A 23132-nucleotide genomic window follows, 5' to 3' on the forward strand; every position below is an offset into this window, starting at 1 on the left:
GACCTGAAGGCCCTCGTCCAGGAGATCCACGTGCCCCGATCAGGAGATCCACGTGCCCCGATCAGGAGATCTACCTGCCCCGTTCAGAAGACCCGCAGGCCGTACTCCGCCGCGACCGCGCGCAGTTCGGGGGACTCCGGCTGGATGGGGCGCCGCTCGGCCTCGACGAGATCGACGTCGTGGAAGATGGCCCAGCAGGTGCGCCCGCCGTATCCGGAGCGGTAGGCGATGCCCTGGGCCAGCCGGTGGCCGGCGTCGTTGCGCTGGGCGACCGTCCAGGCCGCGATCTGCCGGGCGAGCCTGCGGTCGCGCCCGTGGATGTGCAGGTCGGTGAGCGGGGGCTCGATGTCCCACGCCGCCAGCTCGCCCCGGAGTTCGCGCGCGAGGACGGCCCGGGTGGCCTCGGCGTCGACGTCGAGGAACTGGGCGTCCTTCGCGGGTTCGAGCCGGACCAGGATGTGGTCCTCGCGCCAGCCCGAGGCCAGGTGGCCGAGCCTCATGTGGCTGGGCCGCTCGTCCCACTCGTGGCCGATGAGCCCCCGCAGCTGGGGGTGGACGCGGAAGGGCGCGAGCGCCTCGGCGTAACAGCCGGCCGGATCGCTGGCGCAGTACAGCGTTCCGTAGGTGGCGAGGCTGAAGCGGCCCGCGCTGGAGCCCTGGCTGGTCTCGGGTTCGAGCCGGTTGTACTCCTTGGGGTGGTCCCGCTTGCCCAGCCGCCACACTCCGCGTTCCGGAGCGGGGACGAGGGACGGTAAGTGGGCTGTGGTCACCGCCGAAGGGCTGTTGTTCATCCTGGTCCTCGTTGCTGAGCCGATGGTCTGCGGCCGCTGCCGCACTGCCGGGGCGCCGCCCGCCGGGCCGAGGCCGTACGTGTCCCTCGCCCGCATGTTCCGCCGGTACATGCGGGCGATCATTCTCCCGTAGCGCGCGCCCCGGGATGCCCGCTTCCACGCCGTGGCGGGGGCGCGAGAGGGGGGCGCTGGGGCACACGGGAGGCGCACGCCCACGTGCGGCGGGCCGGCGGGCGCCGGATCAGCGCCCCTCCCATCGGATGTCGAACACGCATACGCCAGCGACTCCGGCCGCGAGGAGGACGGGGTGCTCGGGGCGCGGGCCGCCCGGCTGCCGGGCGTCGAGCGCGTCGAGAGCCCCGAGCGGGCTGCCCGTCACGATCCGCAGCAGGTGCGAGCCGGCGTCGGTGTCCCACAGGTGGATGGTTCCGCCGGGGCCCGTCGCCGCGAGGCAGGGGCGGCCGGTCGCGGTCCGGAAGAACGCCAGCGCGGCCACCGGCCCGTCGCCGATGTCCAGCCGCCGCCCGACCGGCCGCCCGGTGCCGGGATCCCAGAGCCGGATCGTGCCGTCCTCCCCGCCGGACGCGACGAGTTCGGCACCGTCCGGCTCGTCGACGGGAACGGCGGCGACGGCGTTGACGACCCGCTGCTCGCAGTGGAGCGGCGCCCCCACGGGCCGCAGCGTGACCGGATCCCAGAGCCGTACGGTCCCGTCGGTGCCCGCCGAGGCGATCCGCGGACCGCGTGCCGTGTAAAGCACGGCGACGTCCCGGACGCTGAGCAGATGGTCCTCCCGGCAGACCAGCGCACACACCCGGTCGAGATCCCACAGACGTACGGTGCCGTCCTCGCCCCCGGTGACCAGCCGGGTCCGCCCCTCGTGCGGGAAGGCGGCCATCGACCGCACCGGCAGGCTGTGGCCGAGGAGTCCGGCCAGCCGTGCGGGGGCGGCGTGGGCACCCCGTTCCAGGGACCACAGCTGGATTCCGGCGTCGCTGTGCGCGGTCACCAGCAGGCGTTCGCCCCGGACGTGCGCCGAGGCGAAGGCGGTCACTGGGGCGTGGCCCGCTGGGAGGGCGACCGGGCGACCGGTCCCGGTGTCCCAGAGCGCCGTACCGGACTCGTCGGCCACGGCGATCAGCGGCGCCCCGGCGGTGGCCCCCGGACCGGACAGCGCCGCCGCGGTGACGGGCCGCCGGACCGCGCGCCCGGCGCCGACGCCCCGGCCGCCCGGTTTCCAGCGCCGCAAGGTGTGGTCCGCGCCGGCCGAGACGAGAAGCTCCTGCCCGGCCGGGACGGGGAGTTCCCGCGAGGTGTCCGGCGAGGTGCCCGGCAGGGTGGTCAGAGCCACGGGAGGAGCGGTGTGCCCTTCCAGGGGCCCGCCGATCGCCGCGCCCGTCCGCGCGTCCCAGACCCGCAGGGTGTGGTCGCTGCCCCCGGACGCCACCGCCGCCCGGCCCGCCACGGTCAGGGCGGTCAGCGCGACGACGGGCCCCGCGGGCGGAGGGGGTGCGACGGCCGTCTCCCGGCCCGTCGAGGCGTCCCGGACACCGATGTATCCCGAGTCGTCGCAGAGCGCGTACCGCCCCGGCGCCGCGAGGTCCACCAGGGCCCGCACCGCCCCCTCGTGCTCGTGCTCGTGCGTGTACCCGTCGGCCCGCCGCGGATCCCAGACGCGCACCCGCCGGCCCTGGGCCACGGCCAGCACCATCCCCTCCGCGCCGCCCAGACCGACCCCGCTCAGCAGGGCCGGCACGGGATCGAGGGAGGGCAGCGGGGTGTCGACGGGCCGGAAGGTGACGGGATCCAGCGCGCCGAGACGGCCGTCGCTGTGGGCGACGAGGACGACCTCCGGGGCGTCCTTCGCCGCGAAGAGCGTGAGGGCGCTGACCCAGGTGCCGGGGCGGTGGACGGGTTCGGCGAGCAACTGGCCCCGGGTGAGGTGCCAGACGCGCACCGAACCGTCGGTGCCCGCGGAGAGCAGCAGATCGCCCGGGAGCGGCAGCAGATGCTGGACCGCGCCGCCGTACGTGTGCAGCGGCGCCCTCGCCGGTACGCCGTGCGGCTCCCACATGCGGATCGTGCCGTGGTCGTCGCCGCTGACCAGCAGGGAGCGGCCGTCGGTGGTCGTGGTGCGGGTCAGCGACTCGAGGCGGGTCTCGGAGACCGCCAGTACGTTGTCCTGGGCCGTCCAGTCACTCCACAGCGGGGTGACGCGCGAACCGGACACCCGCGCGGTGGACGTGTCGAGAGGGGTGCGGGGGCGGGTCGCCGCGTGATGGGCCAGGTGCAGACTCGTCAGCCGGGAGTCCGGACCGGCGCCGCCGATGAAGGGCTCGATGCGGGCCCATGCCTCCAGCCACTCCTGCCGTCGCGCGTCGCTCACCGCGTCGCTCACCGCGTCGCTCTGCCGCAGCAGTGTGCGAACGTTCGCGCTGGACTCCCAGGGCAGTACGGCGAGCGGTACATGGGTGTCGTCGAGGACCTCGCCCCGGGCCGCGTGATGGGCCAGGTGGCGGCTGAGATACGGGTGCGGCGGGATCGTCGGGTCCGCGGCGACGAGCCGGGCCAGCGCCTCGGCGATGAGCCGGTGCGCGTCCCTGGTGTCCGCCCACGCCTTCGAGTCGTCGGCCCACGTCCTCGAGTCGCCCGTGTCGGGGCGGCCCGGACGGGGCGCGCGGTACGGGCTGTCCGCGTCGCTCATACGGCGTCGCCCCCGACGCCGGCCAGCAGGTCCTGGCGGGGATCCCGCAGGAGCTCGGCCAGGGCTTCGTGGGCCGGCCGGTACACCAGCCGGTCGTCCTCGTCGTCGTGGGCCAGATACCCGGCGAGCCTGCTCTTCAGCAGGTTCTCGATCATCCGGTCCGGCTCCTCGACCGGCCTGCCGAGCAGCGCCCCGGCGACGGCAGGCCACACGTCCGACCAGGGGATGCCCGCGCCCAGCGCGAACGCGGCGGCCCGCAGCAGCGCGAGGGCGACCTCCGCGGGCAGCCCCTCGTCCTCGACGAGCGCCAGATCGCGCCGGAGCAGACCGATGGTGCCCGCCTGCAACAGGTCGAGCCAGTCGGGGTTGCCCGCCAGGGCGTCGGGGTCGGACGCGTGGTGCAGCTGCTCGCCGGCCAGCCGGGCGTCCAGGAAGGACGGCCAGACCCGCTTGGCGACGGTCTCGGCCGCCTGCCGGGTGCTGTCGCCGCCGGACGTCTCGGCGCCGACCAGTGCCTGGACGTAGTCGGCGATGTCGCTCTCGCTGTCCGTCTCGTCGGTACGCAGCACGGACGCCGTGGGAAAGACCTCGCGGAGCGCGCCGAGCAGCCCCGCCTCCCGCCCCGCGGGGCAGGGAGGGGCGGCGCGGTCCGCACGGGGGCGGCTGCTGCGTACGCCGATCAGCAGCCGCAGGGACCGCTGCCGCTCCGGGCGGCGCTGGCCGGGCAGGGCGGGGGCGGCGCCGCAGTGGGCGGTGAGCGGGGCGAGGACGTCCCTGACCACGCGGAAGGGTTCGACGGACTCGTCCAGGCCGTCGAGGACGAGCGTGACCGGATCGCCCGGCTCGTCCAGATGGGCCAGCAGTTGGGCGCGGCGCTGTTCCACCGGGTCGTCGGTGGGCCCGGCCGGGCGCGGGGGCAGTTCCAGGGCGCGCAGCAGGTCGCCGAGCACGTCGGAGGCGGTGCGGTGGCGGGCCAGGACGGCGGCGGTGACGGAGCCCTCGGGCGGGACGGTCTCGGGCGCGGCCGAGCGCAGCGCTCGGCCGTAGCGCGGGTCGTCGCGGAACAGCGGGTCGCTGAGCGTCACGGCCCGCGCCAGCACGGCCGACTTGCCGCTGCCGGCGGTTCCGGTCAGCAGCAGGACACCGCGAGGACGGCCGAGGAACGCGGTGACGGCGCGGCCCAGTCCCTCGCGACCGCTGAAGTACCAGCCGGGGTCGGTCTCCTGGGGGCGGCCGCTGGCGCGGTCGAGCCAGTGGTCGACCTCGTCGGCCGGGGTGGCGACCTGGCGGCGCGCGGGCCCCACCAGTTCTCGTACGGGCCGGTAGCCGGGGTTCGGCAGACAGGGCGTCAGGGCCGTCTGGCCGCCGCCGTCCAGGACCCGCTTGAGCCGGTGCTTGCGCCGCTCGGTGTCGGTGCCGAGTTCGCTCTCGAACTCCGTCATCAGGTGGGCGACGCTCAGCCAGGGCGTGGTGATCTGGGCGGTGGTGCGCAGCCGCTCCAGCACACGGCGCATCACCGAGGGGAACTGCCGTACCTGGACCAGCTGGTCGTGGGCGCAGGTGGCGACTACGTCCAGGCTGCCGCCGGTGCGCCGGCTCGGCAGGATCTCCTGGTGCAGCTTCTCCAGCTCCTCGGCGATCCCGGCCGCGTAGCAGGTGTTGATGACGACCAGGACGTGTTCGGCGCGGGAGTCGAGGGCGGCGGCGACGATCTCGCTGGTGCGGATGGCCGTGGCCAGCTGGCGCCGGGGTTCGGTCCTCGGCAACTGGAGGAAGTGGGTGCGGGAGGAACCCAGTTGGCCGTGTCCCGTGATGAAGACCACCAGGGCGCGGCCGGGCGTCTCGCGCACCTCGCTCTCGTGCAGGAAGCGCTCCACGTCGTAGCGCTCGCGCAGCTCCGGCGCGGGGACGTGGGTGAAGGGCTCCGGTGCCCCCGGAGCGCACCACCAGTCGGCCACGACGGAGAGCTGTTCGTCGATGCCGGCGGTGAACTCCGCGTCCCCGTCGCCGTAGTCACGGACGGCGAGGGTCAACAGAGTGCGCCGCGCGGAGTCCTCCTCCACGGTGTCCACCGACGCACGGGCCGCCGTGGCCCTCCCCGTATCGCCGGCGTCCCCCGGCTCCCCGATCCTGACAAGCCCGCCCGGCCGCCCTCGCATGCTCTCTATTCTTCCCGCCATGACCGAGCCGTCGCAGCCCAATACCGCAGGCCGCCGCCTGGACGAGCGGCCCTACAGCCTCCCCGGCCTCTCCCCGAACACGACGCAGGACGCCGTCGTCGTCGTTCCCGGCATCATGGGGAGCGAGTTGTACGACACCGAGTCCGGCGACGTCGTCTGGGGCCTCGCGAACGCCGGATGGCTGCTGAAGGCGTGGACGGCGCCCCAGGGCTTACGCGCCCTGCGCCTCACGCCCGACGAACGCGAGGGCCGCCTCGGCCGCATCCGGGCCCGGCGCCTGCTGCGCACCCCCGCCTGGAGCCCGTTCCTGCGCGGCATCGAGCCCTACAACGACCTGGTCGCGACCGTCACCCGGAGCGTGGCCGACCCGGAGGCCGTGCTGCCCTTCGCCTACGACTGGCGGCTGTCGGTCGCCACGAACGCCCGGTTCCTCGCCGAGGCGGCGCGCGAACACCTGGAACGGTGGCGGCGGCACCCCGCACACGCGCTCGCCCGCAAGCACCGGGTCGACGAACGGGAGGGGCGGCTCGTCTTCGTCGCGCACTCCATGGGCGGACTGCTCACCCTCGCCGCTCTCACCGACGGCCCCGATGGCGACCTCGCGGCGGACACCCGTGGGGTGCTCACCCTCGGTACGCCCTTCCAGGGGGCGGTGGCCGCCGCCGCGATCCTCAACACCGGGCAGGGAGCGCCGGTTCCGCTGCCGCACGGCAGGCTCAGGAGACTCGCTTACACCATGCCGGGCCTGCACGACCTGCTCCCGACGTTCCCCTGTCTCGACGAGGGCCTGAACATCCGCCGGCTGAGCCCCACGGACATCGCCGACCTGGGCGGCGACAAGGATCTGGCCGTCGACTCCCAGACCCTGCACGACACCCTGCGCGGGCGGGCGCTGCCCGGGCACCGGGCGCTGGTGGGCATCAGCCAGTCCACCCTCCAGTCCCTGACCCTCCGTCAGGGCGTCGTGACCGCCTCCGAGCACTGCTACCGCGAGCACAGCGACGGCGAGCTGATGCGCGACGAGACGGGCGCCCCGCGCCGCTTCGACGTGGGCGGCGACGGCACCGTACACAAGGAGTCCGCCTCCCCGACCCGCGCCACCGTGCCCCTCGCGCTGCAGCACGGTGCGCTGGCCCAGGGGGAGGCCGCGTTGGAGGCGGTGACCTCGTTCCTGGAGGAGGACGAGCACCTCGGTCCCGCGCAGGCCGGGGCACGGGTCGGCATCGAGGTCCCGGACCTCGTCGCGCCGGGCACTCCCTGGACGGTCCGGGTGCGCGGCGTCGACAGTCCCGCGGGGCTGGACTGCGCGGTCGAGGAGGTCGGCGGGGCCTTCGCCGGACCCGCCCGGCTGTACGGCGACGACGACCACCTCGCGGCCCGTGTCACCGTGCCCGCGCCCGGCCTCTACCGGGTCACCCTGGACACGGGCGACCCCACTCCGCTGACCCAACTCGTCCTCGCGGCCCCGGACGAGCGGGACGACGGCTGAGACTCCCCCGCAACCTGCGCCGACTATGGTGTCGACACGAATCGAACGCGCAATGGTTCGAACCGGTCCGGAGCGAGCGGTCCGGACAGAACGGCAAGGGGCACGCGGTGGCGGACGAGGGGCGGCTGGTCGCCGGGCGCTATCGGCTGATCGAACAGATCGGCCGTGGCGGCATGGGCACGGTGTGGCGTGCCGAGGACGAGGTCCTCAGCCGTGAGGTCGCGGTCAAGCGGCTGCATGTCCAGCGGCACCTGACCGACGACGAGCTCGCCACCCTCCACGAACGCACCCGCCGGGAGGCGCGCAGCGCCGCCCGTATCGCGCATTCCCACGTGGTCGTCGTGCACGACGTGGTGGACGACGAGGGGCTGCCCTGCATCGTCATGGAGTACGTGCCCTCCACGACCCTCGCCGCCCTGCTCGCGGACGGCGGCGCGGTGCCGCCCACCGAGGCCGCACGGATCGGCCTCGGCATGGTCGCCGCGCTGCGGGCCGCGCACGCCGCCGGGGTGCTGCACCGTGACGTCAAGCCGGGCAACGTCCTGCTCGGCGCCGACGGCCGCGTCGTCCTCACCGACTTCGGCATCGCCATGGCGACCGGCACCTCGACGCTGACCAGGACCGGCGAGATCATCGGCTCGATCGACTACATCGCGCCCGAACGGATGCGGGGCAAGAAGCCCGGACCCGCCGCGGACCTGTGGGCGCTCGGGGCGACCCTCTACCAGTCCGTCGAGGGGCGGCCTCCGTTCCGCAAGGCCACGGCCGTGGAGACGGCGTACGCCATCGCCGTCGACCCGGTCGACCCCATGAAGCAGGCCGGGCCGCTGGAACCCCTCATAGACGCGCTGCTCGCGAAGGAACCGCAGGAGCGGCCCTCGGCGGAGGAGGTGGAGCGGGTTCTGAGGGAAGTGGTGTCGGGGGTACCGACGCAGCTGACGCCCACGCGTCCGGTACCGGCACCGATACCAGCGCCGGCGCAGTCTCCGGCGACCGCGACGACGGTGGCACCGGCGCGGGAAGACGCACCGCCCCGGGCCCGTGGGCGCCGCGTGGCCGTCTGGAGCGCGCTGGCCGTGGTGCTTGCGGCCGCGACGGTGGCGGGCGGGTGGTCCATGACCCGAGAGGGCAAGAGCGGCGGCACCCACCACAAAGCCGCCGCTTCCACCTCCGCGCCCCCGGCCGTTCCCGCGGGCCACCACCTGGTCACGGAGAAGAAGTTGGGCGTCTCCTTCCCGGTCCCGGACGGCTGGAAGCGTGGCAAGGCGTCGGCCGAACAGGTCACCTACGTCGACGAAACCCGTCTCGTGGACCTCACGATCGGCATGGTCGAGCCTGCGGGCGCGAACCCCGAGTCGCACTTCACGAACATCGAGGCGAACACCAAGCTCAACTACCCGTCCTCATACCGGAAACTGCGCATGCAGCGCACCACGTTCCAGGGGAAGCCCGCGGCCGTGTGGGAGTTCACCTTCAAGGGCCGGGTCCGGGCGTTCCGCGCCATCGACCTGGGCTTCGGGCAGGAGGGCGGCCGGGAGTACGACATCTACCTCTCGGCTCCGGACCTCAAGTGGGACACCTTCCGCCCGGTCTTCGACACGGTCTCGGCGGGCTTCCGGGTCGGCTGAGTCCGGACGGCGGGGCTGGGGCGGCGGATCGGGACGGCGGTCAGTACGGCGGTTCAGGACCTGCCGTCCGTCAGTTCACTGGCGTCGAGCGGCAGGCGCAGGCTGACCCGGCGGCGTACGGAGGCGAGTTCGCGGTGCAGGGGTGAGCGCGGCACGGCCAGTACCGGGCAGGCGGCGTGCGCGAGGCAGTAGCGCGCGACGGAGGGGAACAGCGCCCGGCGCATCCGGCCGCGTCGCCCGCCGCCGATCACCAGGAGGTCGCCGATGCGGTCGGCGGTCCGCACCAGGGCGCGCCCCGGCCGGTCCCACACGACCAACCCCCGGCACGGCACTCCGGGCCCGTCGGCGCCGAAGGCCGTGTCCAGGGCGGTGAGCAGCCGGTCGTCCGCCATCTGCCGGAACTCGGTCATCGGCGGCGCGAGCATCGAACTCGGGTGCGCGAGCGCGCCGCGCGGCGGTTCCCAGGCACCCACGGCCAGCAGCACGGCACCGGTGCGGCGCGCCTCGAACGCGCCCCGGTGCAGCGCCGCCAGACTCCCCGGCGAACCGCTCACCCCCACGACGACCCGCCGCCGCTCTCCCTCGCCCATCGCTCGCTCACCCCTCGGCGTACGTCGACACGGGTATCGCGTTCCATCGAACGCGGGGCGAGGGCGGCGGGCCAGGGGGTTGGCGTTCACCTGACGAGGTCCCGACCGTTCATGACACTTCGGCACACACCTCTGTCGTCCGGTCGTCGGAGCTCGCGACGACCGGGGCGGGGGCGGGTGAGGTGCCTTGGATCAGCCGGCGCAGAGGGTCAGGTTGATGGTGGCGCCGATGGACACGGTCTTCGGGCTGTGCGGGTCGACCGAGTGGACCGAGCCCGGCTTGCCGTTCTTGCCGCAGTCCACCTTGGTGACCGTGCCGAGCTTGAGCTGGCCCTTCAGCAGCAGTTGCTTGGCGAAGTCCAGGTCGAGGCCCGCGAACTCCAGCGGGAACTTACTGCCCTTCACCAGCACGTTGGTGGCGTCGTTGCCGGCCGAGGTGGTCGCGGCGGCGGGCTGCGCGGGGCTGGATCCGTTGGTGACGGCGGTGGCCAGGGCGGTGCCGCCGCCGGCCACGATCAGGGCGGCGGCGAGACCCGCGATGGCCGTGACGCGCTTGCGGCGGGTCTTGCGCACGATGCCGTCGGTGTCGACGGACGGCGCGTCGGCGGAGCGGCCCGGTCGCCGCCGTTGTCGGGGTGTGCGGGGGTGCGGCGGAATCTTCGCCAACGGTCGTTCGCCAGGTTCACCGTGATCCGCCGCACATAGGCGTCGGGGGCGTCCTTGGCGGCGATCGTGCGCCACTTGCGGCAGGTCCGTTCCAGGGTCTCCTGGAGCAGGTCCTCCGCGGCTTCGCGGCTCCCCGTCAAGACGAGGGCGCCACGGAACAGGGCGGCCGACCGGGCGGCGACGAAAGCGGGAAAGTCCATGTCCAGCGACTCGGTCCCGCCACGCTCGGCGCCCACAGCGGCCGTACCGGTTCGGCATGCGGCCGGTATGGGGTCGGTATGGGGTCGGTATGCGGTAGGCATGCACTCGGCATGTACACGGTCCGGCAGCCTGACATAGCCGGATTTGCCCTCGGGGCCGGTCGTTAGGGTGAGCGCGCCAAAACGTCCAGCTCGAACCATGCCCACGGTGAAGAGTGAACAGTGAAGAGGTGACGGCGGTGGGGGCGCCGATACGGTCGCACATTTCCGACTACGCCGAGACCGGGCCGGCCGAGCCGTCGGCCAAGGCTGACTCCCCGGCCCCGGAACCTCGTCCGTCGAACCCGGAGCCGCGTCGTTCGCGCCTGCTCGACTACGCCGAGGCGGAGCCGCCCGTACGGCGGGACGTGGAGGGACGGCAGGCCCCGAAGCTCGGTCTTCCGGCCTACCACACCCCCGTGCTCGTCCCGGCCCATCCGCGCTACGTCGACGCGCTGGACGCCTCCGGCCGCTCCACCCGCGTGCCCTTCATCGCCTACGAACTGTTCGAACACCCCACGGACGGGACCGTGGCCCTCGCCTTCACCACGCCGGCCCGGCTGGTGGCCGCGCTCGGCGAGGCCCAGCCGTGGGTCGCCACGTCGATCGGGCCGCTGGCCGAGGGAGTGCGCGAGCACGGCGTCACCGTCCGCGTCGACCCGCGCGTCGCGCCCGGACACCACAACTGGCGGCCGGACGATCTGGCCGCCTACGCACGGGAGGTGCGCTGATGCCGCCCGACTTCAAGGCGGTCCTGAGCGACCTCACCTCGATGTCCAAGACCTTCCACGACGAGGCCACCCACTACCGGAACCTGCACGACCAGGTCGCCCCGCCCGTCGTCAGCGGCGGTGACAGCGGCCTCGACCACGCCATCAAGGAGGTCGCCGACCTCATCGTCGCCCTGCACACCGGCTTCGCGGACCGGCTGGACGACCACGGAGACAAGGTGACGTACGCCCGCGACTCGTTCCAGCGGCACGACATCGACGTACACGGTCTGTTCGACGACCTGATGGTGGGGGACGGCTGATGAGCGACAGCTGGGTCGGCGGCGACATCGGTGGACTGCGCACGATGGCCGAGACGTACAAGAACGCCAAGAAGAAGCTCGAGGATGTCGTCCGTCCGCTCAGCAGCGCCGTCGAGGAGCTGGTCGGCGACGCGAGTTGGAAGGGCGACGCGGCCGAGGCCTTCCGCGCCACCTGGAGCGAGGACGCCCTCACGGCGGGCGCCTTTGCCAACCTCGTCCACGACGCGGGCGACATTCTCGACACCCTCGTCGGCGCGCTGTCCGCCTGCGAGACCGCTCTGCAGAACGCCGAGCACATCGCCGTGAAGAAGGGCGTACCCATGGGCGCCCAGGGCGCTCCGCTCCCGTTCGTGACGTCCGACCCGCCGAGCGCCGACGAACAGCGGACGATCTCGGCGTTCGGCGAGTACGACAAGGTGCGCACGGAGATCCTGCATACGGCGCAGCACGCGAGGTTGGTCGCGGCGGACAAGTTGCGGGGGTTGTACGCACAGGTCACCGCGCCGGTGTCACCGGGCGACAAGATCACCCTTGCCGACATGCTGCGGGGTCTGTACGCGTACGACGCCGAGGACGCCCGAGCCGGCGGCAAGGAGGCCCGCACACTGATCGACGGTGCCAAGGAGGAGGAGCGGGCGGCCAAGAAGGAACTCCGCGCGGAGCGCAAGGCCTATCAGAAGGCAGGTCGTTCGCTGCCCAAGGACCTCCCCGCCAAGAGCGCCTACCGCGACGCGATGACGAGGGTCGACTCGCTGGAAGAGGACATCGCCCGCGCCGACCACGGCAGCACCAAGCTCCCCTACGACCGGGCCCTCAACATCAAACTGGCCGACGCAGCCGAGGCGTTGCGTCTCGGGCGAAGCCTCGAAGCGCTGCCGGAGTTCCTCAAGGAGGTCCCGGTGCTGGACGTCGCCGCGGCTGCGGCGTGCGGTCTGGTGGAGGCGAAGGACGACCACGACAAGGGCTGGTCCTGGCAGCACTCCGTCGTTGTCGACGGCGGTGCCGCACTCGGCGGCGTCGCCGTCGGCGCGGGTGTTGTGGCCGCGCTGCCCATCGAAGGCGCGGTCGCGCTGGCCGGCGTCGGGGTCGTGGCCGCGGTGGGCGCGACCAGTCTCCTCGACCACTCCTTCCATGAGCACTGGAGCGAGGACATCCACGACCACGGCGTAGTCGGTGGTGTGCTGACCGGCACGGGCCACGTCTTCACGGAAACCGGGGACGACGGCGTACGAATGGCGAAGGACATCTGGCATGGCGTCAAGACGATCTTCTGAGGTTCCCGCCCCCGGGACCCCCGCCCATATTCCGGCCCTGCCCAAGCTCGGGACCACGTGGTACAAGCGCGGTGCGCTCTATTGGCTGTGCCGTGCCCGTACGACGGCCTTCCTGCTGATCGTGATGGCCATGGTCTGCTTCTTCTCGATCAGCCTCTACCAAGGGTTCCGCAGTGAGATGCCGGCCACCGTGCGCACCGTGTGCGACTGGGCGCTGGTGGTCGCGTCCTTCGTGGCCCTGGTCTGGGGGTGGGTGAAGCAGCGCCGGGGCCACCGCGAAGGCCTCCTGCACCCGCCCACCCCCGAGCAGACCCGTCAGGCCAAGCGCGACCACAACAGGCGCGCCCCCGGGCTGGTAGCCGCCGGCCGGGGCCTCGTGATCCTCGCGGCACCCGTCATGCCGGCGTTCGCCGCGTACATCGTCGGCTGGTTGGTCGCCTGGCTCACCGTGCGTGAGTACCCCAGCGAGGTCGGTGCCCGGCGCTGGTTGCAGGAGCACGGATCCTCGGCGTGACCACAAAGTCGTCTGGCTCTCCGCCACTCGGAGCCCCCGCCCGCATCCCGGCCCTGCCGGGGCTCGGCACCACCTGGTACGAGCGTGGTGCGCGCTACTGGCTGCGCCGCGTCTCCGGGGCCGTCCTCTGGTTCGCCGTGCTGGCCTTCGCCTGCTACATCGCGCTCGCGCTCTACCAGTCGTTCCGCGGCGACCTGCCGTCAGGCGTGCTCATGGTGGGGGACTGGGCGCAGGTGGTCGTGTCCTGCGTGGCCCTGGTCCTCGCCGCGTTCACCGTCCGCGAGTACCCCAGCGAGGTCGGTGCGCGGCGGGTGGTGGAGGGCTGAGCGGCCGCGGTCACACGGGCGGCAGGTGCAGCAGGCGGGTGATCGTGCGCAGGACGCCGTTCTCGTTGTTGGACGGGGCGAGGTGGCGGGCCCGGTCGATGATGGCGGGGTGGGCGTTGGCCATGGCGAAGGACCACTCGGCGGTGTCGAGCATTTCGAGGTCGTTGAGGTAGTCGCCGAACACCATCGTCTGCGCGGGTGTGATGCCCAGGTCGTCCTGGAGACGGCGTACGGCGGCGCCCTTGTCGGCGGTGACGTTCATGATGTCGACCCAGTGTGCGCCGGAGACGACGACCTGGTGGGTCGAGGTGAAGGGCCGCAGGGCCGGGGCGGTGGTCCGCTCCACGGGTCCGAAGTCGAAGAGGGCGACCTTGAGGATCTCGTCGTCGACGGCGGTCGCGTCCGGGACGGGCTGGAGCCGGGTGTAGTACTGCCGGGCCTCGGCCAGGAACGCTTCGTCGGTCCGTTCGACGTACGCGGACCGCTTGCCGCAGACCACCGCGCCGACGTCCACGCCCTCGGCCCGCAGCCCCCGTGTCGTGGTGACGATGCGCGCGGCGACGGACGGGTCCAACGGGTCGGAGCTGAGCTCCACGCCGTCCCGTACGACGTAGGTGCCGTTCTCGGCGATGAACACCATGCCCTGCCCCGCGTCGGCGAACTCCTTGGCCAGGGTGGCGTACTGACGGCCGCTCGCCGGGCAGAAGAGCACGTCCCGTCGGCGCAGCTCGGTCAGGAGCGACCACAAGCCGTCGGGTATGCGCTTGGCGTCGTCCAGGAGCGTGCCGTCCATGTCGGTGACGATGAGCCGGATGTCGGCGGCTCCCTCCGGGGACTGCGGCGTGGCGAGGGCCAGGGGGGTGGTCGTGGCGGCGGCGGTTGCGGCGTGAGAAAGGGGCATGTTCTTTCCTGTGGCGGGGGTTGCGGGGGCGACGGGCGGCAGCGGAGCCGGTGTGTTCACGGCGTCCCGTACGGGTTCCGGCAGGGAGGGGTGGCCCCCGATGGGGCCGCCGAGCAGTACGAGTCCGGGGTCGGGCCCGTCGGGTTCAGCACGATCCGGCCGGTCACGGCTTACGGACCGGGGTCGTGTCGGGTGGGGCGGCGCCGGCCGTCGCTTGGCGGATCTCCATTTCCGTCACCCTACCCGGGGGATATGAGCAGGGGCCCTTGCCTTACCAAAACGCTCATTCCGGGCACACCCGTGCTCGCTTCGAGCTCACCCCGGCGTCAGCCACCGAAGCCGAAGTGGTCCGCCGAGCGGAGCTGACCGGTTCCTCACAAGTCACCCCCAGGCTGACGATCATGGCTTCCTTCACCCGTCGCCCGGCCTCCCCCCGACGGCGTCTCCGCACGCCGTTGACCGTCGCCGGGGCCCTGGTCGTCCTGTCCGTCACGCTCGCCGGATGCGGGAGCACCCACGTCGCGTCGGCCGGCGGCGCCCGGGAGGCGACCGGCGCCTCCGGTACGACGCAGGCCAGGCCCGGGCGGCCCGCACCGGACGGTGCGGAGTCCGCCGCGCCGGTCGTGCCGGCGCGGCTGCCGGGTGTCGGCCCTGGGACGCTGGCCGGGATACCCGGGAACGCGCGGCAGGTCGTCCTGGTCACCGGCCGGGGCAAGGACTCCCCGGTGTCACAGGTGCTGCTGTACCGGCGTACGGGGGCGGGCTGGGAGCGGGGAGCGACCTGGCCGGCCCACAACGCCCTCAAGGGTTGGACGGACGACCATCACGCCGGTGATCTCCGCTCGCCCATCGGCGTGTTCACCCTCACCGACGCGGGCGGACTCCGGCCCGACCCCGGTACCAAGCTGCCCTACGCCCGGTCGGTCGGGTTCACCATCGCCGGTACGGGCTTCGAGGGGGAGTCGCTGGCCGGCTCCTTCGACTACGTCGTCGCGATCAACTACAACCACGAGCCGGGCACTTCACCCCTCGACTGGACCCGCCCGCTCGGCGCGGGCAAGGGCGGCGGCATCTGGCTGCACGTCGACCACGGGGGCCCCACGCACGGCTGTGTGAGCCTGGCCCAGGAGCACCTGAAGGAACTGATGCGCGCGCTGGATCCCGCCCAGCACCCGGTGATCGTCATGGGCGACGCCAAGTCCCTCGCCCGCTGACGTCCCTCCGGCTCCGGGGCGCCTGTCAGCGCGAGGGGGGCGCCGGACTTCCCGCGGTGGGCAGGGCCGGAAGCCCGGACGGTCCGTCGCCGAGGAGGCCCGTGACCACCCCGACGACCGGCGACAGCAGGCCGGTCACCGTGCCCAGCGCCCCCGTCAGGGCCTTGACCAGCCCGTCGACCGTCGACTGGAGCTGGGCGAGGAGATCCGCGACCGGATCGGCGACCGCGCCCCCGGCCCGATCGGTGACGCCGGTGACGCCGGGGGCGCCGGGGGCGGCGGACGTGGCGGAGGCCCGCTCCTTCAGCCGCCGCTCGAGAGAAGCGTTCGCCGTCTCCAGGGCGCGCGCGAAACCGGCGGCCTCGGCCGCGTCGAGACGGCCGCCCCGTTCGGCGACGGCGGACAGTACGTCCAGCAGCGGGTGGAACACGGCGTCGTGGTCGGCCCTGTCGACCGGGCCATGGACCGGCGCGGCGCCGCCCGGGGGCGGCAGGAGGATTCCGTGGGACCGGGATATTCGGGATCGGGATATGAGGGCACGCATACGTGGTCCTTTCGACGGCTGCTTCTGCTTGGGCCCACCGTGAGATCCACGACCCCCCGCCGCAACCCGCCCCACGCCCCCGCCGAGCCCCCCGCTCCCTCCCCGGTACGGCACTGAACAGCACCTTTCCCCCGATGCGCCGCGACCGCCCCGGCCCGCCGCCGTTCGGCTGTCAGGGGAGTCGACGGGGGCGAGGCCGGTAGGTGAAGGTGTCGAGGGGCCAGTCGGTGGTCAGCCAGGCCGTGACCGCGTCGTGCAGGGGCGCGTCCAGGTGGGCCCTGTCCGCCCGGACCCAGGAGCTCACGTCGGTGCCGTGGGCGTCGTCGCGGGAGGGATAGATGTAGACGCAGCCGATCACCTCGCCACTCACGGTGTCGAGGACGGTGTACGTGAATCCGCGTCTGCGAGCGAAGTCGTCCGCGTGTCGTCGCAGATCGGCGAGGTTCGCCTCCAGGGTCATTCCGTCCGTGGGGGGCCATTCCCCGTCCTCGAAGCCCGGGGTCGCACGGATGTGTTCGACGCTGCTGGACCAGGCGGTGTGGTCGGAGGCGTTGTGCTGAGGCCCCAGGGGTTCCAGACGGAAGTGCGGGGCGATCAGCTCGGTGGGGACGGCGAAGTCGTCGGGGACGAAGGGGCGGTCGGTCATGCGGAGGAGGCTATGACGCCCGGTCCGTGGGTCGCAGCTGAATTGCACGCCTTGACGCCCCCGCTCCCGGCCGGTCACCAGCCGGTCAGCAGCAGGTGGTTGAGGAGCAGGGCCAGGGTGGCCTGGGCGGTGAGCCAGGCGCGGGGGCGGGGCAGGAACGCGCAGGCCGGCAGGAGCCACATCGCGAACGGCAGCCAGATCCGTTCCGTCTCCGCCTTGCTCATGCCGGAGAGGTCGGCGGCCAGGAGGGCGAGCAGGGCGGCGAGCGCGACGAGGGCGAGGCGGGGCTCGGGGGAGAGGGCGTGCGGGCGGCGGAGGGCGCGGGGGCCTTCGCGTACGGCCGTCGCGACCGTTCGGCGCAGGCCCGCCACCGTCGCCGGGCCCACGATCAGTGCCGTACAGGCGAGGTTCGCCCAGACCCAGTAGCCGTACGGCCTTACGCCGCCGACCCCTTCGTAGTAGCGGGTGACCAACAGACGGTACGCCTCCCACCAGTTGAAGCCGAGCAGCGTGAACAGGAGGGGAACGACGGTCAGTCCGGCGAGGACGTAGGGGAAGGGGCGGAGTCGGCGGGAGCCGAGCAGCAGGACCGCGGCGGCGATCACGGCGAACAGCGTCAGGCCGTACGAGAGGTACGCGGTGAGGCCGAGGAGGAGCCCGGCGGCCAGGCCCGTCGTCCGGGGCCGGGGCCCGGTGACCGCGAGGGCGAGGAGGGCGACGGCCCAGGCGGCGACCGCGGCGAAGTAGCCGTCCGCGGAGGCGCCCACCCACACGGCGGCCGGGGCGAGGACCAGGAAGGGTGCGGCCCGGCGGGCGAGCTCCTCCGCGGCCAGCGCCCGTACGGCGACCAGGACCGCGGCCGGAGCCGCCGCCCCGGCCACGATGCACCAGACGCCCGCCCAGCCGCCGCCGGCCAGCCCGACCCGGTCGAGGAGCACGAAGGTGACGGTGGCCCCCGGCGGGTGGCCTGCGATGTGCGCGGGCCAGGGGGCGGGAGAGTGACTCACGATGTGGTGGGTGAAGTCCCGCAGGGTGGCGGGGATGTCGTGGAAGCGGTCGATGACCGTGAGGTACTCGTTCGTGGCCGTCAGCCGCCCGGCGATCCCCCGCTGCCACCCGTCGACCAGCGCGAGGGAGAACGTCCAGGCGGCGGCGGTGCCCCAGGACGCCCACAGCAGCGCCCGCCACGGCAGTCGCGTGGCGAGGAGCGGCCCGTACGCGACGACCGCGACGGCCACGGCGAGCGCGGCCGGGGTGCCGGGGCCGAGGTGCGGCTCCCACTGGGCGAACAGGGGAGGCCAACGGACGAAGAGCGAGTGGTGGCGGCGTTCGATCGACGTGCCGACCAGCGCCGCCGCAGTGACGAGCAGGACGGCGGCCAGGACGGCGGCCAGGTCCAGGAGCGGATCGCGGCGCCGGTGGTGGCGTCGGTCGTGGCGTCGGTCGAGCTCCGGGGGAAGGGCCTGGGGAAGATCGCGGTTCACATCCGCACGCTAGGCCGCGTACCGGCCGCCGGAGCCGCCGCAGGAGTGGATGTCAGAGTTTCGTCATGGTTCGCGGACCCGTTCGGGGGGTGTCGCGGTCCTACGGTCGGGGCATGCCACGGTCTCCCTCCTCCCCCGCGTTCTGGCGCAGCCCACTGCGCGGCCCCTGGTTCACCTCCGTGCTCGGCCTCGTCCTGCTCGGCGGCATCACCGTGCTGTTCGTCACGGGTCTCGTGTCGTACGCCGCCTACAACCCGAACCTGTCACCGGTGAACGACATGACCCCGGACAAGGGGCTGCTCGGCTTCTATCTCTTCTCCTGGCCGACGAACCCGTCCTGGTTGTACCGCCTCAACCAGGGCGTCCACGTCACGCTCGGGATCACGCTGATCCCCGTACTGCTGGCGAAGCTGTGGTCGGTCGTGCCGAAGCTGTTCACGCTGCCGCCGGTGCGGTCGCTCGCGCACGGGCTGGAGCGCGTCTCGCTGCTCCTGCTGGTCGGGGGCGCGCTGTTCGAGTTCACGACGGGGGTGCTGAACGTCCAGCTCGACTACATCTTCCCGGGCTCCTTCTACCCGCTGCACTTCTACGGGGCCTGGGTGTTCTTCGCCGCGTTCGTGGCACACGCCGTGCTGCGGGTGCCCATGGCGCTGCGCAATCTGCGTCATCTCCGCGACGAGGAGCAACGCCCCCCAACAGAAGACGAGTTGGTGGCACCGGATCCCGACCCGCCCACCGTCTCGCGGCGAGGCGCCCTCGGGTTCGTGGGCGGGGGATCGCTGGTGCTGTTCGCCACGACGGCGGGCCGCAACTTCGACGGGCCGCTGCGGGAGACGGCCGTACTCGTGCCGCACGGCGGCCCCGAACCGGGCAGCGGACCCGGCGGCTTCCAGATCAACAAGACGGCCGAGGCGGTCGGCATCGACATGCGCGAGACGTCCGGGGAGACATGGCGGCTGGTCGTCGAGGGGCGCGGGCGCACGGTCCGGCTGAGCCGGGACGAGCTGCTGAAACTCCCGCTCCACAGCGCCGCGTTGCCCATCGCCTGCGTGGAGGGCTGGTCGACCTCCGACCAGTGGTGGCGGGGGGTTCGGCTGCGGGACCTCGCGGCGCTCGTGGGATACGAGGAGGGCACGGCGCCCGACGTGCTGGTGGAGTCGTTGCAGCGGCACGGGGCCTTCCGGCACGCGGCCCTGCGCTACAACCAGGTGCGCGACCCGCGTTCCCTGCTGGCCCTGTTCGCCAACGGTGAGGACCTGACCCCCGACCACGGCTATCCCGCGCGGATCATCGTCCCCGCGGCGCCCGGCGTGCTCAACACCAAGTGGGTGGCCCGGATGACGTTCGGAGAACTGTGATGCGGCGACCTGAGAAGCGACGGCCTGTGATGCGACGGCCCTTCGGGAAGCCCGTCCTGGGCAGTCCGCTGCAGATCCTGCTGCTGGCCTGTTCGTTCGCGCTCGCCGCATACGCGGGGGTGCGGCTGCTCGCGGGGGAGTGGTTCGGGGTGGCGCTGTGGTTCGTGGGCGCGGCGGTCCTCCACGACCTGGTGCTCGTTCCGCTGTACGCGGGGGCGGACCGGGCCGCGGCGAGGGGTCTCGGCGCGGCCGGCCGCCGGGAGTGGACGCTCTACGTCCGGTTCCCGGCCGCGTTCTCGGCGCTTCTGCTGCTGATGTGGTTTCCGCTGATCAGCGGGCAGATGGCGGAGCACTACCGGTTGGCCACCGGGCTCTCGGGCGACGGCTTCCTGGCCCGCTGGCTGTTGATCACTGCGGTGCTCTTCGGGGGCTCGGCGGCGCTGCTCGTCCTGCGGCTGTTCCGGTCGTCCCGGTCAGCGCGGTCGTCCGGGCCGTCGCGCCCGTCGCGGTTGCGCAGGGCGACGAACGAGCGGCCCCCGGCCGACCACTGACCCTCCCGGTGCCAGCCCGCGCGTGCCGCGTGCCGGAGCAGCGCCGGGGTGCCGAGGCGGGCCCACGGGAAGGCCGGTCCCGCCGTGCCCCGGGGGTCGGCGACCCGGACGATGTGGACGCTGACCCGTTCGTCGACGTCCACGTCCGCGAGGGTCTCGACGATCAACAGTCCGCGGGGGGTGAGGAGTTGGCCCATCCGGTGGAGCAGGGCGGTCGGGTCGCCGCCGATACCGACATTGCCGTCGAGGAGGAGCGCGGTGTCCCACCGGCCCTCACCGGGGAGCGGCTCGAAGACGGAGCGCCGCAGGGCCTGCCCGCCGAGCCGGACGGTGTGCGCGACGGCCGCCTCACTGACGTCGATGCCGAGCGCGGGCCGGCCCCGGGCGGCGAGTTCGGCGACGAGCCGCCCCGGCCCGCAGCCCACGTCGAGCACGGTCCCCTCGCAGCGCGCGAGCACCGTCAGGTCCACCGCGTCGGCCCGTGCGCACCAGCGCTCCACCTCCAGGGGCAGCAGCCAGCCGTCGGTGCGCCGGAGGAAGAGCGGGCCCCGGCCGGTGACCAGGGCGTCCGAGTAGGGGTCGGCGGACCAGGGGCGCGGGCCGGGCACCCCCGGCGGTGTCGTCGTCCCGTGCGCGGTGCTCATCGCCCGGTGGCCGTCCGCAGACGTCCGAGCTCGGCGGCGAAGCGGCTGCCGGGCGGCGCGAGGGCGGCGACCGCCTCCGCGTCGGCGGCCGTGTCGACGTCCCGGAGGCGGGGCAGGTCGCGCACGCGCAGCCCGGCGGCGACGAGCCGCTCCCGCTGCACCGCACCCGTCGTGGGCGTCGACATCGGCACGCCCCGCAGCAGCTCCGGATCGGGGGCGGCGAGCCCGAGGGCCCAGAAGCCGCCGTCCTCGGCCGGGCCGAAGTACGCGTCGCAGTCGGCGAAGTTGACGGTGAGGAGCGCGGGCGTCACCTGCGGGGTGTCCATGCCGATGAGCAGGGCGGGACCGGCGCAGCCCGCGAAGGCGGCGGCCAGCCGTTCGTCGAGGCCGCCCGCGCACTGCGGTACGACGTCGAAGCCGGCCGGCAGCCAGTCGCCGGCCGCTCCGTCGAGCACGAGCACCCGGCGCCGTGCCGGGGTCGCCGCCACCGTGCGCAGGGTGTCCACGAGGGACGCCTCGGCGAGCAGCGCCGCCTCCCGGGGCGTGAACGGCGGGGTGAGGCGGGTCTTGACCCGGCCGGGTCGCGGTTCCTTGGCGATGACGAGGAGCGTCGTCACTGGCTGGTTCCTCCCTGGGAACGGGAATCCGTGGAGGCGAGGGAAGGGGTGAGGACGGCGTGGCGCGACGACGCGGGCGGCTCGGCGAGGACGCGGCGCATGTCCCGTACCGCCTGCCAGGTGCCGCGCCAGGTGCCGGTGACCTTGGAGGTGCCGGTGCGCGGCAGATACGGCACGTCGTGCTCGGTGACGCGCCAGCCGGCGTCGGCGGCGCGCACGACCATCTGGAGCGGGTAGCCGCTGCGGCGGTCGGTGAGGCCGAGGGCGAGCAGCGGTTCGCGGCGGGCGGCACGCAGGGGGCCGAGGTCGTGCAGGCGCAGTCCGGTGCGGCGGCGGAGCATCCGGGCGAGGGCGAGGTTGCCGGCCCGGGCGTGCGCGGGCCAGGCCCCCGGGCCCTGTGGGCGGCGCCGCCCGAGCACGAGGTCGGCCTCGCCGTCCCGCACCTCGCTGACGAAGGGCAGGAGCCGGGCCGGGTCCAGCGAGGCGTCGCAGTCGCAGAAGCACACGATGTCGGCGGTGGCGGCTCGCAGACCGGCGTGGCAGGCGGCGCCGAACCCGCGGCGCGTCTCGTGCACGACGGTCGCGCCGAGGCCGCGGGCCAGCTCCGCCGAGCCGTCCGTGGAGCCGTTGTCCACGACCAGCGCGCGCCACCCGGCGGGGACGCGGGCGAGGACCCAGGGGAGGGCCTCGGCCTCGTTCAGGCAGGGGAGGATCACGTCGACCGGACAGGGGAGGACCGCGTCGACGGGCGCCGGGTCCGTGTCCGGGGCCTTGTCCGGCTCGGGTTGGGGAGAGGTCGTCACGGCTTTCACCCTACGAACGCGAAAGGGATATATCGGACTTCGGGTCCTTACGAAACGCGGACGTCGCGGCGGGATCGCGGCAGGCGGGTGCGGCCGGTGGGACGCTGGATTCATGCAGCAGCCGTACGAATCCGCAGGTACCGGACCTGCCCAGGGCGGGTCCGGGCCGAGCGCCCGCATCCTCGTCGTCGACGACGACCCCACCGTCGCCGAGGTGGTCTCCGGCTACCTCGACCGCGCCGGGTACGTCGTGGACCGGGCCGCGGACGGACCCGCCGCGCTCGCCCGGGCCGCCGCGCACTGGCCCGACCTGGTGGTGCTGGACCTGATGCTGCCGGGGATGGACGGCCTGGAGGTGTGCCGCAGGATGCGCGGCCACGGGCCCGTGCCGGTCATCATGCTCACCGCGCGCGGAGACGAGGACGACCGGATTCTCGGCCTGGAGGTGGGCGCCGACGACTACGTCACCAAGCCCTTCAGCCCCCGCGAACTGGTCCTGAGGGTGGAGTCGGTACTGCGCCGCAGCCGCCCCGCCGCGGGCACGCGCCCCCTCCGGCTGGCCGGTCTCGCCGTCGACCCCGACGCCCGCCGCGCCACCAGGAACGGCGAGGATCTCGCCCTCACCATCCGCGAGTTCGACCTGCTCGCGTTCTTCCTCCGCAATCCCGGCCGGGCGTACAGCCGCGAGGACCTGATGCGCGAGGTGTGGGGCTGGGACTTCGGCGACCTGTCGACGGTCACGGTCCACGTGCGCCGGCTGCGGGGCAAGGTCGAGGAGGATCCGGGCAGACCACGGCTGATCCAGACGGTCTGGGGGGTCGGTTACCGCTTCGAGGAGCCCACGCCCCACGAGGCCCCGACTCCCCACGAGGAGGCGGTCTGACCATGCACGCCATGCACTCCGTGACCTCCCTGCAGGTCACGCAAGACATGCAG

Annotated in this window: 23 protein-coding genes; 10 read left to right on the top strand and 13 right to left on the bottom strand. The window is 73.4% G+C overall.

Annotated elements, in window-relative coordinates; all coding sequences use genetic code 11:
- Window positions 1–83: 83 nt before the first annotated feature.
- The 3 genes from AAFF41_RS25595 to AAFF41_RS25605 all read right to left on the bottom strand — a co-directional run bounded on the left by AAFF41_RS25595 (window position 84) and on the right by AAFF41_RS25605 (window position 5567).
- On the bottom strand, window positions 84–791 hold the full coding sequence (locus AAFF41_RS25595) for an RES domain-containing protein (protein WP_343326350.1): 708 nt from the start codon (window positions 789–791) through the stop codon (window positions 84–86).
- Between the two features lie 241 nt (window positions 792–1032).
- Window positions 1033–3495, bottom strand: a complete 2463-nt coding sequence (locus tag AAFF41_RS25600) for a WD40 repeat domain-containing protein (RefSeq protein ID WP_343324676.1) — start codon at window positions 3493–3495, stop codon at window positions 1033–1035.
- A complete protein-coding gene (locus AAFF41_RS25605; RefSeq protein ID WP_319750156.1) occupies window positions 3492–5567 on the bottom strand; it encodes a hypothetical protein in 2076 nt (691 codons plus the stop codon). The genes AAFF41_RS25600 and AAFF41_RS25605 overlap by 4 nt, the downstream gene beginning before the upstream one ends.
- Before the next feature lie 106 nt (window positions 5568–5673).
- On the opposite strand from AAFF41_RS25605, the gene AAFF41_RS25610 reads away from it, so the two are divergent.
- Together AAFF41_RS25610 and AAFF41_RS25615 are read left to right on the top strand one after the other, a co-directional pair.
- Entirely contained in the window at window positions 5674–7164 is a 1491-nt protein-coding gene (locus AAFF41_RS25610) for a lipase/acyltransferase domain-containing protein (RefSeq protein WP_415925922.1), read from the top strand.
- 107 nt (window positions 7165–7271) lie between these two features.
- Window positions 7272–8792, top strand: coding sequence for a serine/threonine-protein kinase (locus tag AAFF41_RS25615; protein WP_319750157.1), 1521 nt, complete (start codon window positions 7272–7274; stop codon window positions 8790–8792).
- A gap of 53 nt (window positions 8793–8845) precedes the next feature.
- On the opposite strand, the gene AAFF41_RS25620 is transcribed toward AAFF41_RS25615, so the two are convergent.
- From AAFF41_RS25620 to AAFF41_RS25630, 3 genes are all read right to left on the bottom strand, one after another.
- Complete coding sequence (locus tag AAFF41_RS25620) at window positions 8846–9382, bottom strand: universal stress protein (protein WP_054231260.1); 537 nt, start codon at window positions 9380–9382, stop codon at window positions 8846–8848.
- 192 nt (window positions 9383–9574) lie between these two features.
- Window positions 9575–9955 carry a hypothetical protein gene (locus tag AAFF41_RS25625; protein WP_319750158.1) on the bottom strand — a complete coding sequence of 127 codons (381 nt, stop codon included), beginning with the start codon at window positions 9953–9955 and terminating at the stop codon, window positions 9575–9577.
- Window positions 9898–10248, bottom strand: coding sequence for a sigma factor (locus AAFF41_RS25630; protein ID WP_319750159.1), 351 nt, complete (start codon window positions 10246–10248; stop codon window positions 9898–9900). The genes AAFF41_RS25625 and AAFF41_RS25630 overlap by 58 nt, the downstream gene beginning before the upstream one ends.
- A 215-nt stretch (window positions 10249–10463) precedes the next feature.
- Between AAFF41_RS25630 and AAFF41_RS25635 the strand changes: the two genes are divergently transcribed.
- The 5 genes from AAFF41_RS25635 to AAFF41_RS25655 are packed head-to-tail and all read left to right on the top strand — an operon-like array spanning window position 10464 to window position 13434.
- Window positions 10464–11018 (top strand): SAV_915 family protein, encoded by a 555-nt coding sequence (locus tag AAFF41_RS25635; RefSeq protein ID WP_343324677.1) that lies wholly within the window; start codon window positions 10464–10466, stop codon window positions 11016–11018.
- Window positions 11018–11320 carry a DUF6317 family protein gene (locus AAFF41_RS25640; RefSeq protein ID WP_319750161.1) on the top strand — a complete coding sequence of 101 codons (303 nt, stop codon included), beginning with the start codon at window positions 11018–11020 and terminating at the stop codon, window positions 11318–11320. Before AAFF41_RS25635 ends, AAFF41_RS25640 begins: the two co-directional genes overlap by 1 nt.
- Window positions 11320–12594: a WXG100 family type VII secretion target gene (locus AAFF41_RS25645; protein WP_343324678.1), complete on the top strand. Its 1275-nt coding sequence runs from the start codon at window positions 11320–11322 to the stop codon at window positions 12592–12594. Before AAFF41_RS25640 ends, AAFF41_RS25645 begins: the two co-directional genes overlap by 1 nt.
- Window positions 12572–13108, top strand: coding sequence for a hypothetical protein (locus tag AAFF41_RS25650; protein ID WP_319750163.1), 537 nt, complete (start codon window positions 12572–12574; stop codon window positions 13106–13108). The genes AAFF41_RS25645 and AAFF41_RS25650 overlap by 23 nt, the downstream gene beginning before the upstream one ends.
- A complete protein-coding gene (locus AAFF41_RS25655) occupies window positions 13105–13434 on the top strand; it encodes a hypothetical protein (RefSeq protein ID WP_319750164.1) in 330 nt (109 codons plus the stop codon). Before AAFF41_RS25650 ends, AAFF41_RS25655 begins: the two co-directional genes overlap by 4 nt.
- A 10-nt stretch (window positions 13435–13444) precedes the next feature.
- On the opposite strand, the gene AAFF41_RS25660 is transcribed toward AAFF41_RS25655, so the two are convergent.
- Window positions 13445–14335 carry a Cof-type HAD-IIB family hydrolase gene (locus AAFF41_RS25660; RefSeq protein ID WP_343324679.1) on the bottom strand — a complete coding sequence of 297 codons (891 nt, stop codon included), beginning with the start codon at window positions 14333–14335 and terminating at the stop codon, window positions 13445–13447.
- A gap of 401 nt (window positions 14336–14736) precedes the next feature.
- On the opposite strand from AAFF41_RS25660, the gene AAFF41_RS25665 reads away from it, so the two are divergent.
- Window positions 14737–15549 (top strand): L,D-transpeptidase family protein, encoded by an 813-nt coding sequence (locus AAFF41_RS25665; RefSeq protein ID WP_343324680.1) that lies wholly within the window; start codon window positions 14737–14739, stop codon window positions 15547–15549.
- A gap of 25 nt (window positions 15550–15574) precedes the next feature.
- Here the strand turns inward: AAFF41_RS25665 and AAFF41_RS25670 are convergent, their stop codons facing one another.
- The 3 genes from AAFF41_RS25670 to AAFF41_RS25680 form a co-directional block, all read right to left on the bottom strand.
- Window positions 15575–16093 (bottom strand): hypothetical protein, encoded by a 519-nt coding sequence (locus AAFF41_RS25670; RefSeq protein WP_343324681.1) that lies wholly within the window; start codon window positions 16091–16093, stop codon window positions 15575–15577.
- A 172-nt stretch (window positions 16094–16265) separates the two neighbouring features.
- Window positions 16266–16739 (bottom strand): GNAT family N-acetyltransferase, encoded by a 474-nt coding sequence (locus tag AAFF41_RS25675; RefSeq protein WP_343324682.1) that lies wholly within the window; start codon window positions 16737–16739, stop codon window positions 16266–16268.
- 74 nt (window positions 16740–16813) lie between these two features.
- Window positions 16814–18139: a hypothetical protein gene (locus tag AAFF41_RS25680; RefSeq protein WP_343326351.1), complete on the bottom strand. Its 1326-nt coding sequence runs from the start codon at window positions 18137–18139 to the stop codon at window positions 16814–16816.
- Window positions 18140–18336: 197 nt separating this feature from the next.
- Here AAFF41_RS25680 and AAFF41_RS25685 point away from each other — a divergent pair, with 197 nt between their 5' ends.
- Entirely contained in the window at window positions 18337–19581 is a 1245-nt protein-coding gene (locus tag AAFF41_RS25685; protein WP_343324683.1) for a molybdopterin-dependent oxidoreductase, read from the top strand.
- Between the two features lie 352 nt (window positions 19582–19933).
- Here AAFF41_RS25685 and AAFF41_RS25695 read toward each other — a convergent pair whose 3' ends face one another.
- From AAFF41_RS25695 to AAFF41_RS25705, 3 genes are read right to left on the bottom strand one after another with little or no spacing between them, the layout of a single operon-like run.
- Window positions 19934–20776: a class I SAM-dependent methyltransferase gene (locus AAFF41_RS25695; protein WP_319750170.1), complete on the bottom strand. Its 843-nt coding sequence runs from the start codon at window positions 20774–20776 to the stop codon at window positions 19934–19936.
- Complete coding sequence (locus AAFF41_RS25700; RefSeq protein ID WP_319750171.1) at window positions 20773–21393, bottom strand: TIGR04282 family arsenosugar biosynthesis glycosyltransferase; 621 nt, start codon at window positions 21391–21393, stop codon at window positions 20773–20775. The genes AAFF41_RS25695 and AAFF41_RS25700 overlap by 4 nt, the downstream gene beginning before the upstream one ends.
- Entirely contained in the window at window positions 21390–22205 is an 816-nt protein-coding gene (locus AAFF41_RS25705) for a glycosyltransferase family 2 protein (RefSeq protein ID WP_415925923.1), read from the bottom strand. The genes AAFF41_RS25700 and AAFF41_RS25705 overlap by 4 nt, the downstream gene beginning before the upstream one ends.
- Window positions 22206–22308: 103 nt before the next feature.
- Between AAFF41_RS25705 and AAFF41_RS25710 the strand changes: the two genes are divergently transcribed.
- Window positions 22309–23079, top strand: coding sequence for a response regulator transcription factor (locus AAFF41_RS25710; RefSeq protein WP_054231271.1), 771 nt, complete (start codon window positions 22309–22311; stop codon window positions 23077–23079).
- Window positions 23080–23132 lie beyond the last annotated feature (53 nt).

Source organism: Streptomyces mirabilis (assembly GCF_039503195.1).
Lineage (GTDB): Bacteria > Actinomycetota > Actinomycetes > Streptomycetales > Streptomycetaceae > Streptomyces > Streptomyces mirabilis_D.

Coding starts and splice junctions, on each gene's coding strand:
- AAFF41_RS25660 (WP_343324679.1), bottom strand. CDS start 14,335: ATGCCCCTTTCTCACGCCGCAACCGCCGCCGCCACGACCACCCCCCTG.
- AAFF41_RS25610 (WP_415925922.1), top strand. CDS start 5,674: ATGACCGAGCCGTCGCAGCCCAATACCGCAGGCCGCCGCCTGGACGAG.
- AAFF41_RS25675 (WP_343324682.1), bottom strand. CDS start 16,739: ATGACCGACCGCCCCTTCGTCCCCGACGACTTCGCCGTCCCCACCGAG.
- AAFF41_RS25600 (WP_343324676.1), bottom strand. CDS start 3,495: ATGAGCGACGCGGACAGCCCGTACCGCGCGCCCCGTCCGGGCCGCCCC.
- AAFF41_RS25695 (WP_319750170.1), bottom strand. CDS start 20,776: ATGAGCACCGCGCACGGGACGACGACACCGCCGGGGGTGCCCGGCCCG.
- AAFF41_RS25710 (WP_054231271.1), top strand. CDS start 22,309: ATGCAGCAGCCGTACGAATCCGCAGGTACCGGACCTGCCCAGGGCGGG.
- AAFF41_RS25650 (WP_319750163.1), top strand. CDS start 12,572: ATGGCGTCAAGACGATCTTCTGAGGTTCCCGCCCCCGGGACCCCCGCC.
- AAFF41_RS25620 (WP_054231260.1), bottom strand. CDS start 9,382: ATGGGCGAGGGAGAGCGGCGGCGGGTCGTCGTGGGGGTGAGCGGTTCG.
- AAFF41_RS25670 (WP_343324681.1), bottom strand. CDS start 16,093: ATGCGTGCCCTCATATCCCGATCCCGAATATCCCGGTCCCACGGAATC.
- AAFF41_RS25685 (WP_343324683.1), top strand. CDS start 18,337: ATGCCACGGTCTCCCTCCTCCCCCGCGTTCTGGCGCAGCCCACTGCGC.
- AAFF41_RS25665 (WP_343324680.1), top strand. CDS start 14,737: ATGGCTTCCTTCACCCGTCGCCCGGCCTCCCCCCGACGGCGTCTCCGC.
- AAFF41_RS25645 (WP_343324678.1), top strand. CDS start 11,320: ATGAGCGACAGCTGGGTCGGCGGCGACATCGGTGGACTGCGCACGATG.
- AAFF41_RS25630 (WP_319750159.1), bottom strand. CDS start 10,248: ATGGACTTTCCCGCTTTCGTCGCCGCCCGGTCGGCCGCCCTGTTCCGT.
- AAFF41_RS25595 (WP_343326350.1), bottom strand. CDS start 791: ATGAACAACAGCCCTTCGGCGGTGACCACAGCCCACTTACCGTCCCTC.
- AAFF41_RS25640 (WP_319750161.1), top strand. CDS start 11,018: ATGCCGCCCGACTTCAAGGCGGTCCTGAGCGACCTCACCTCGATGTCC.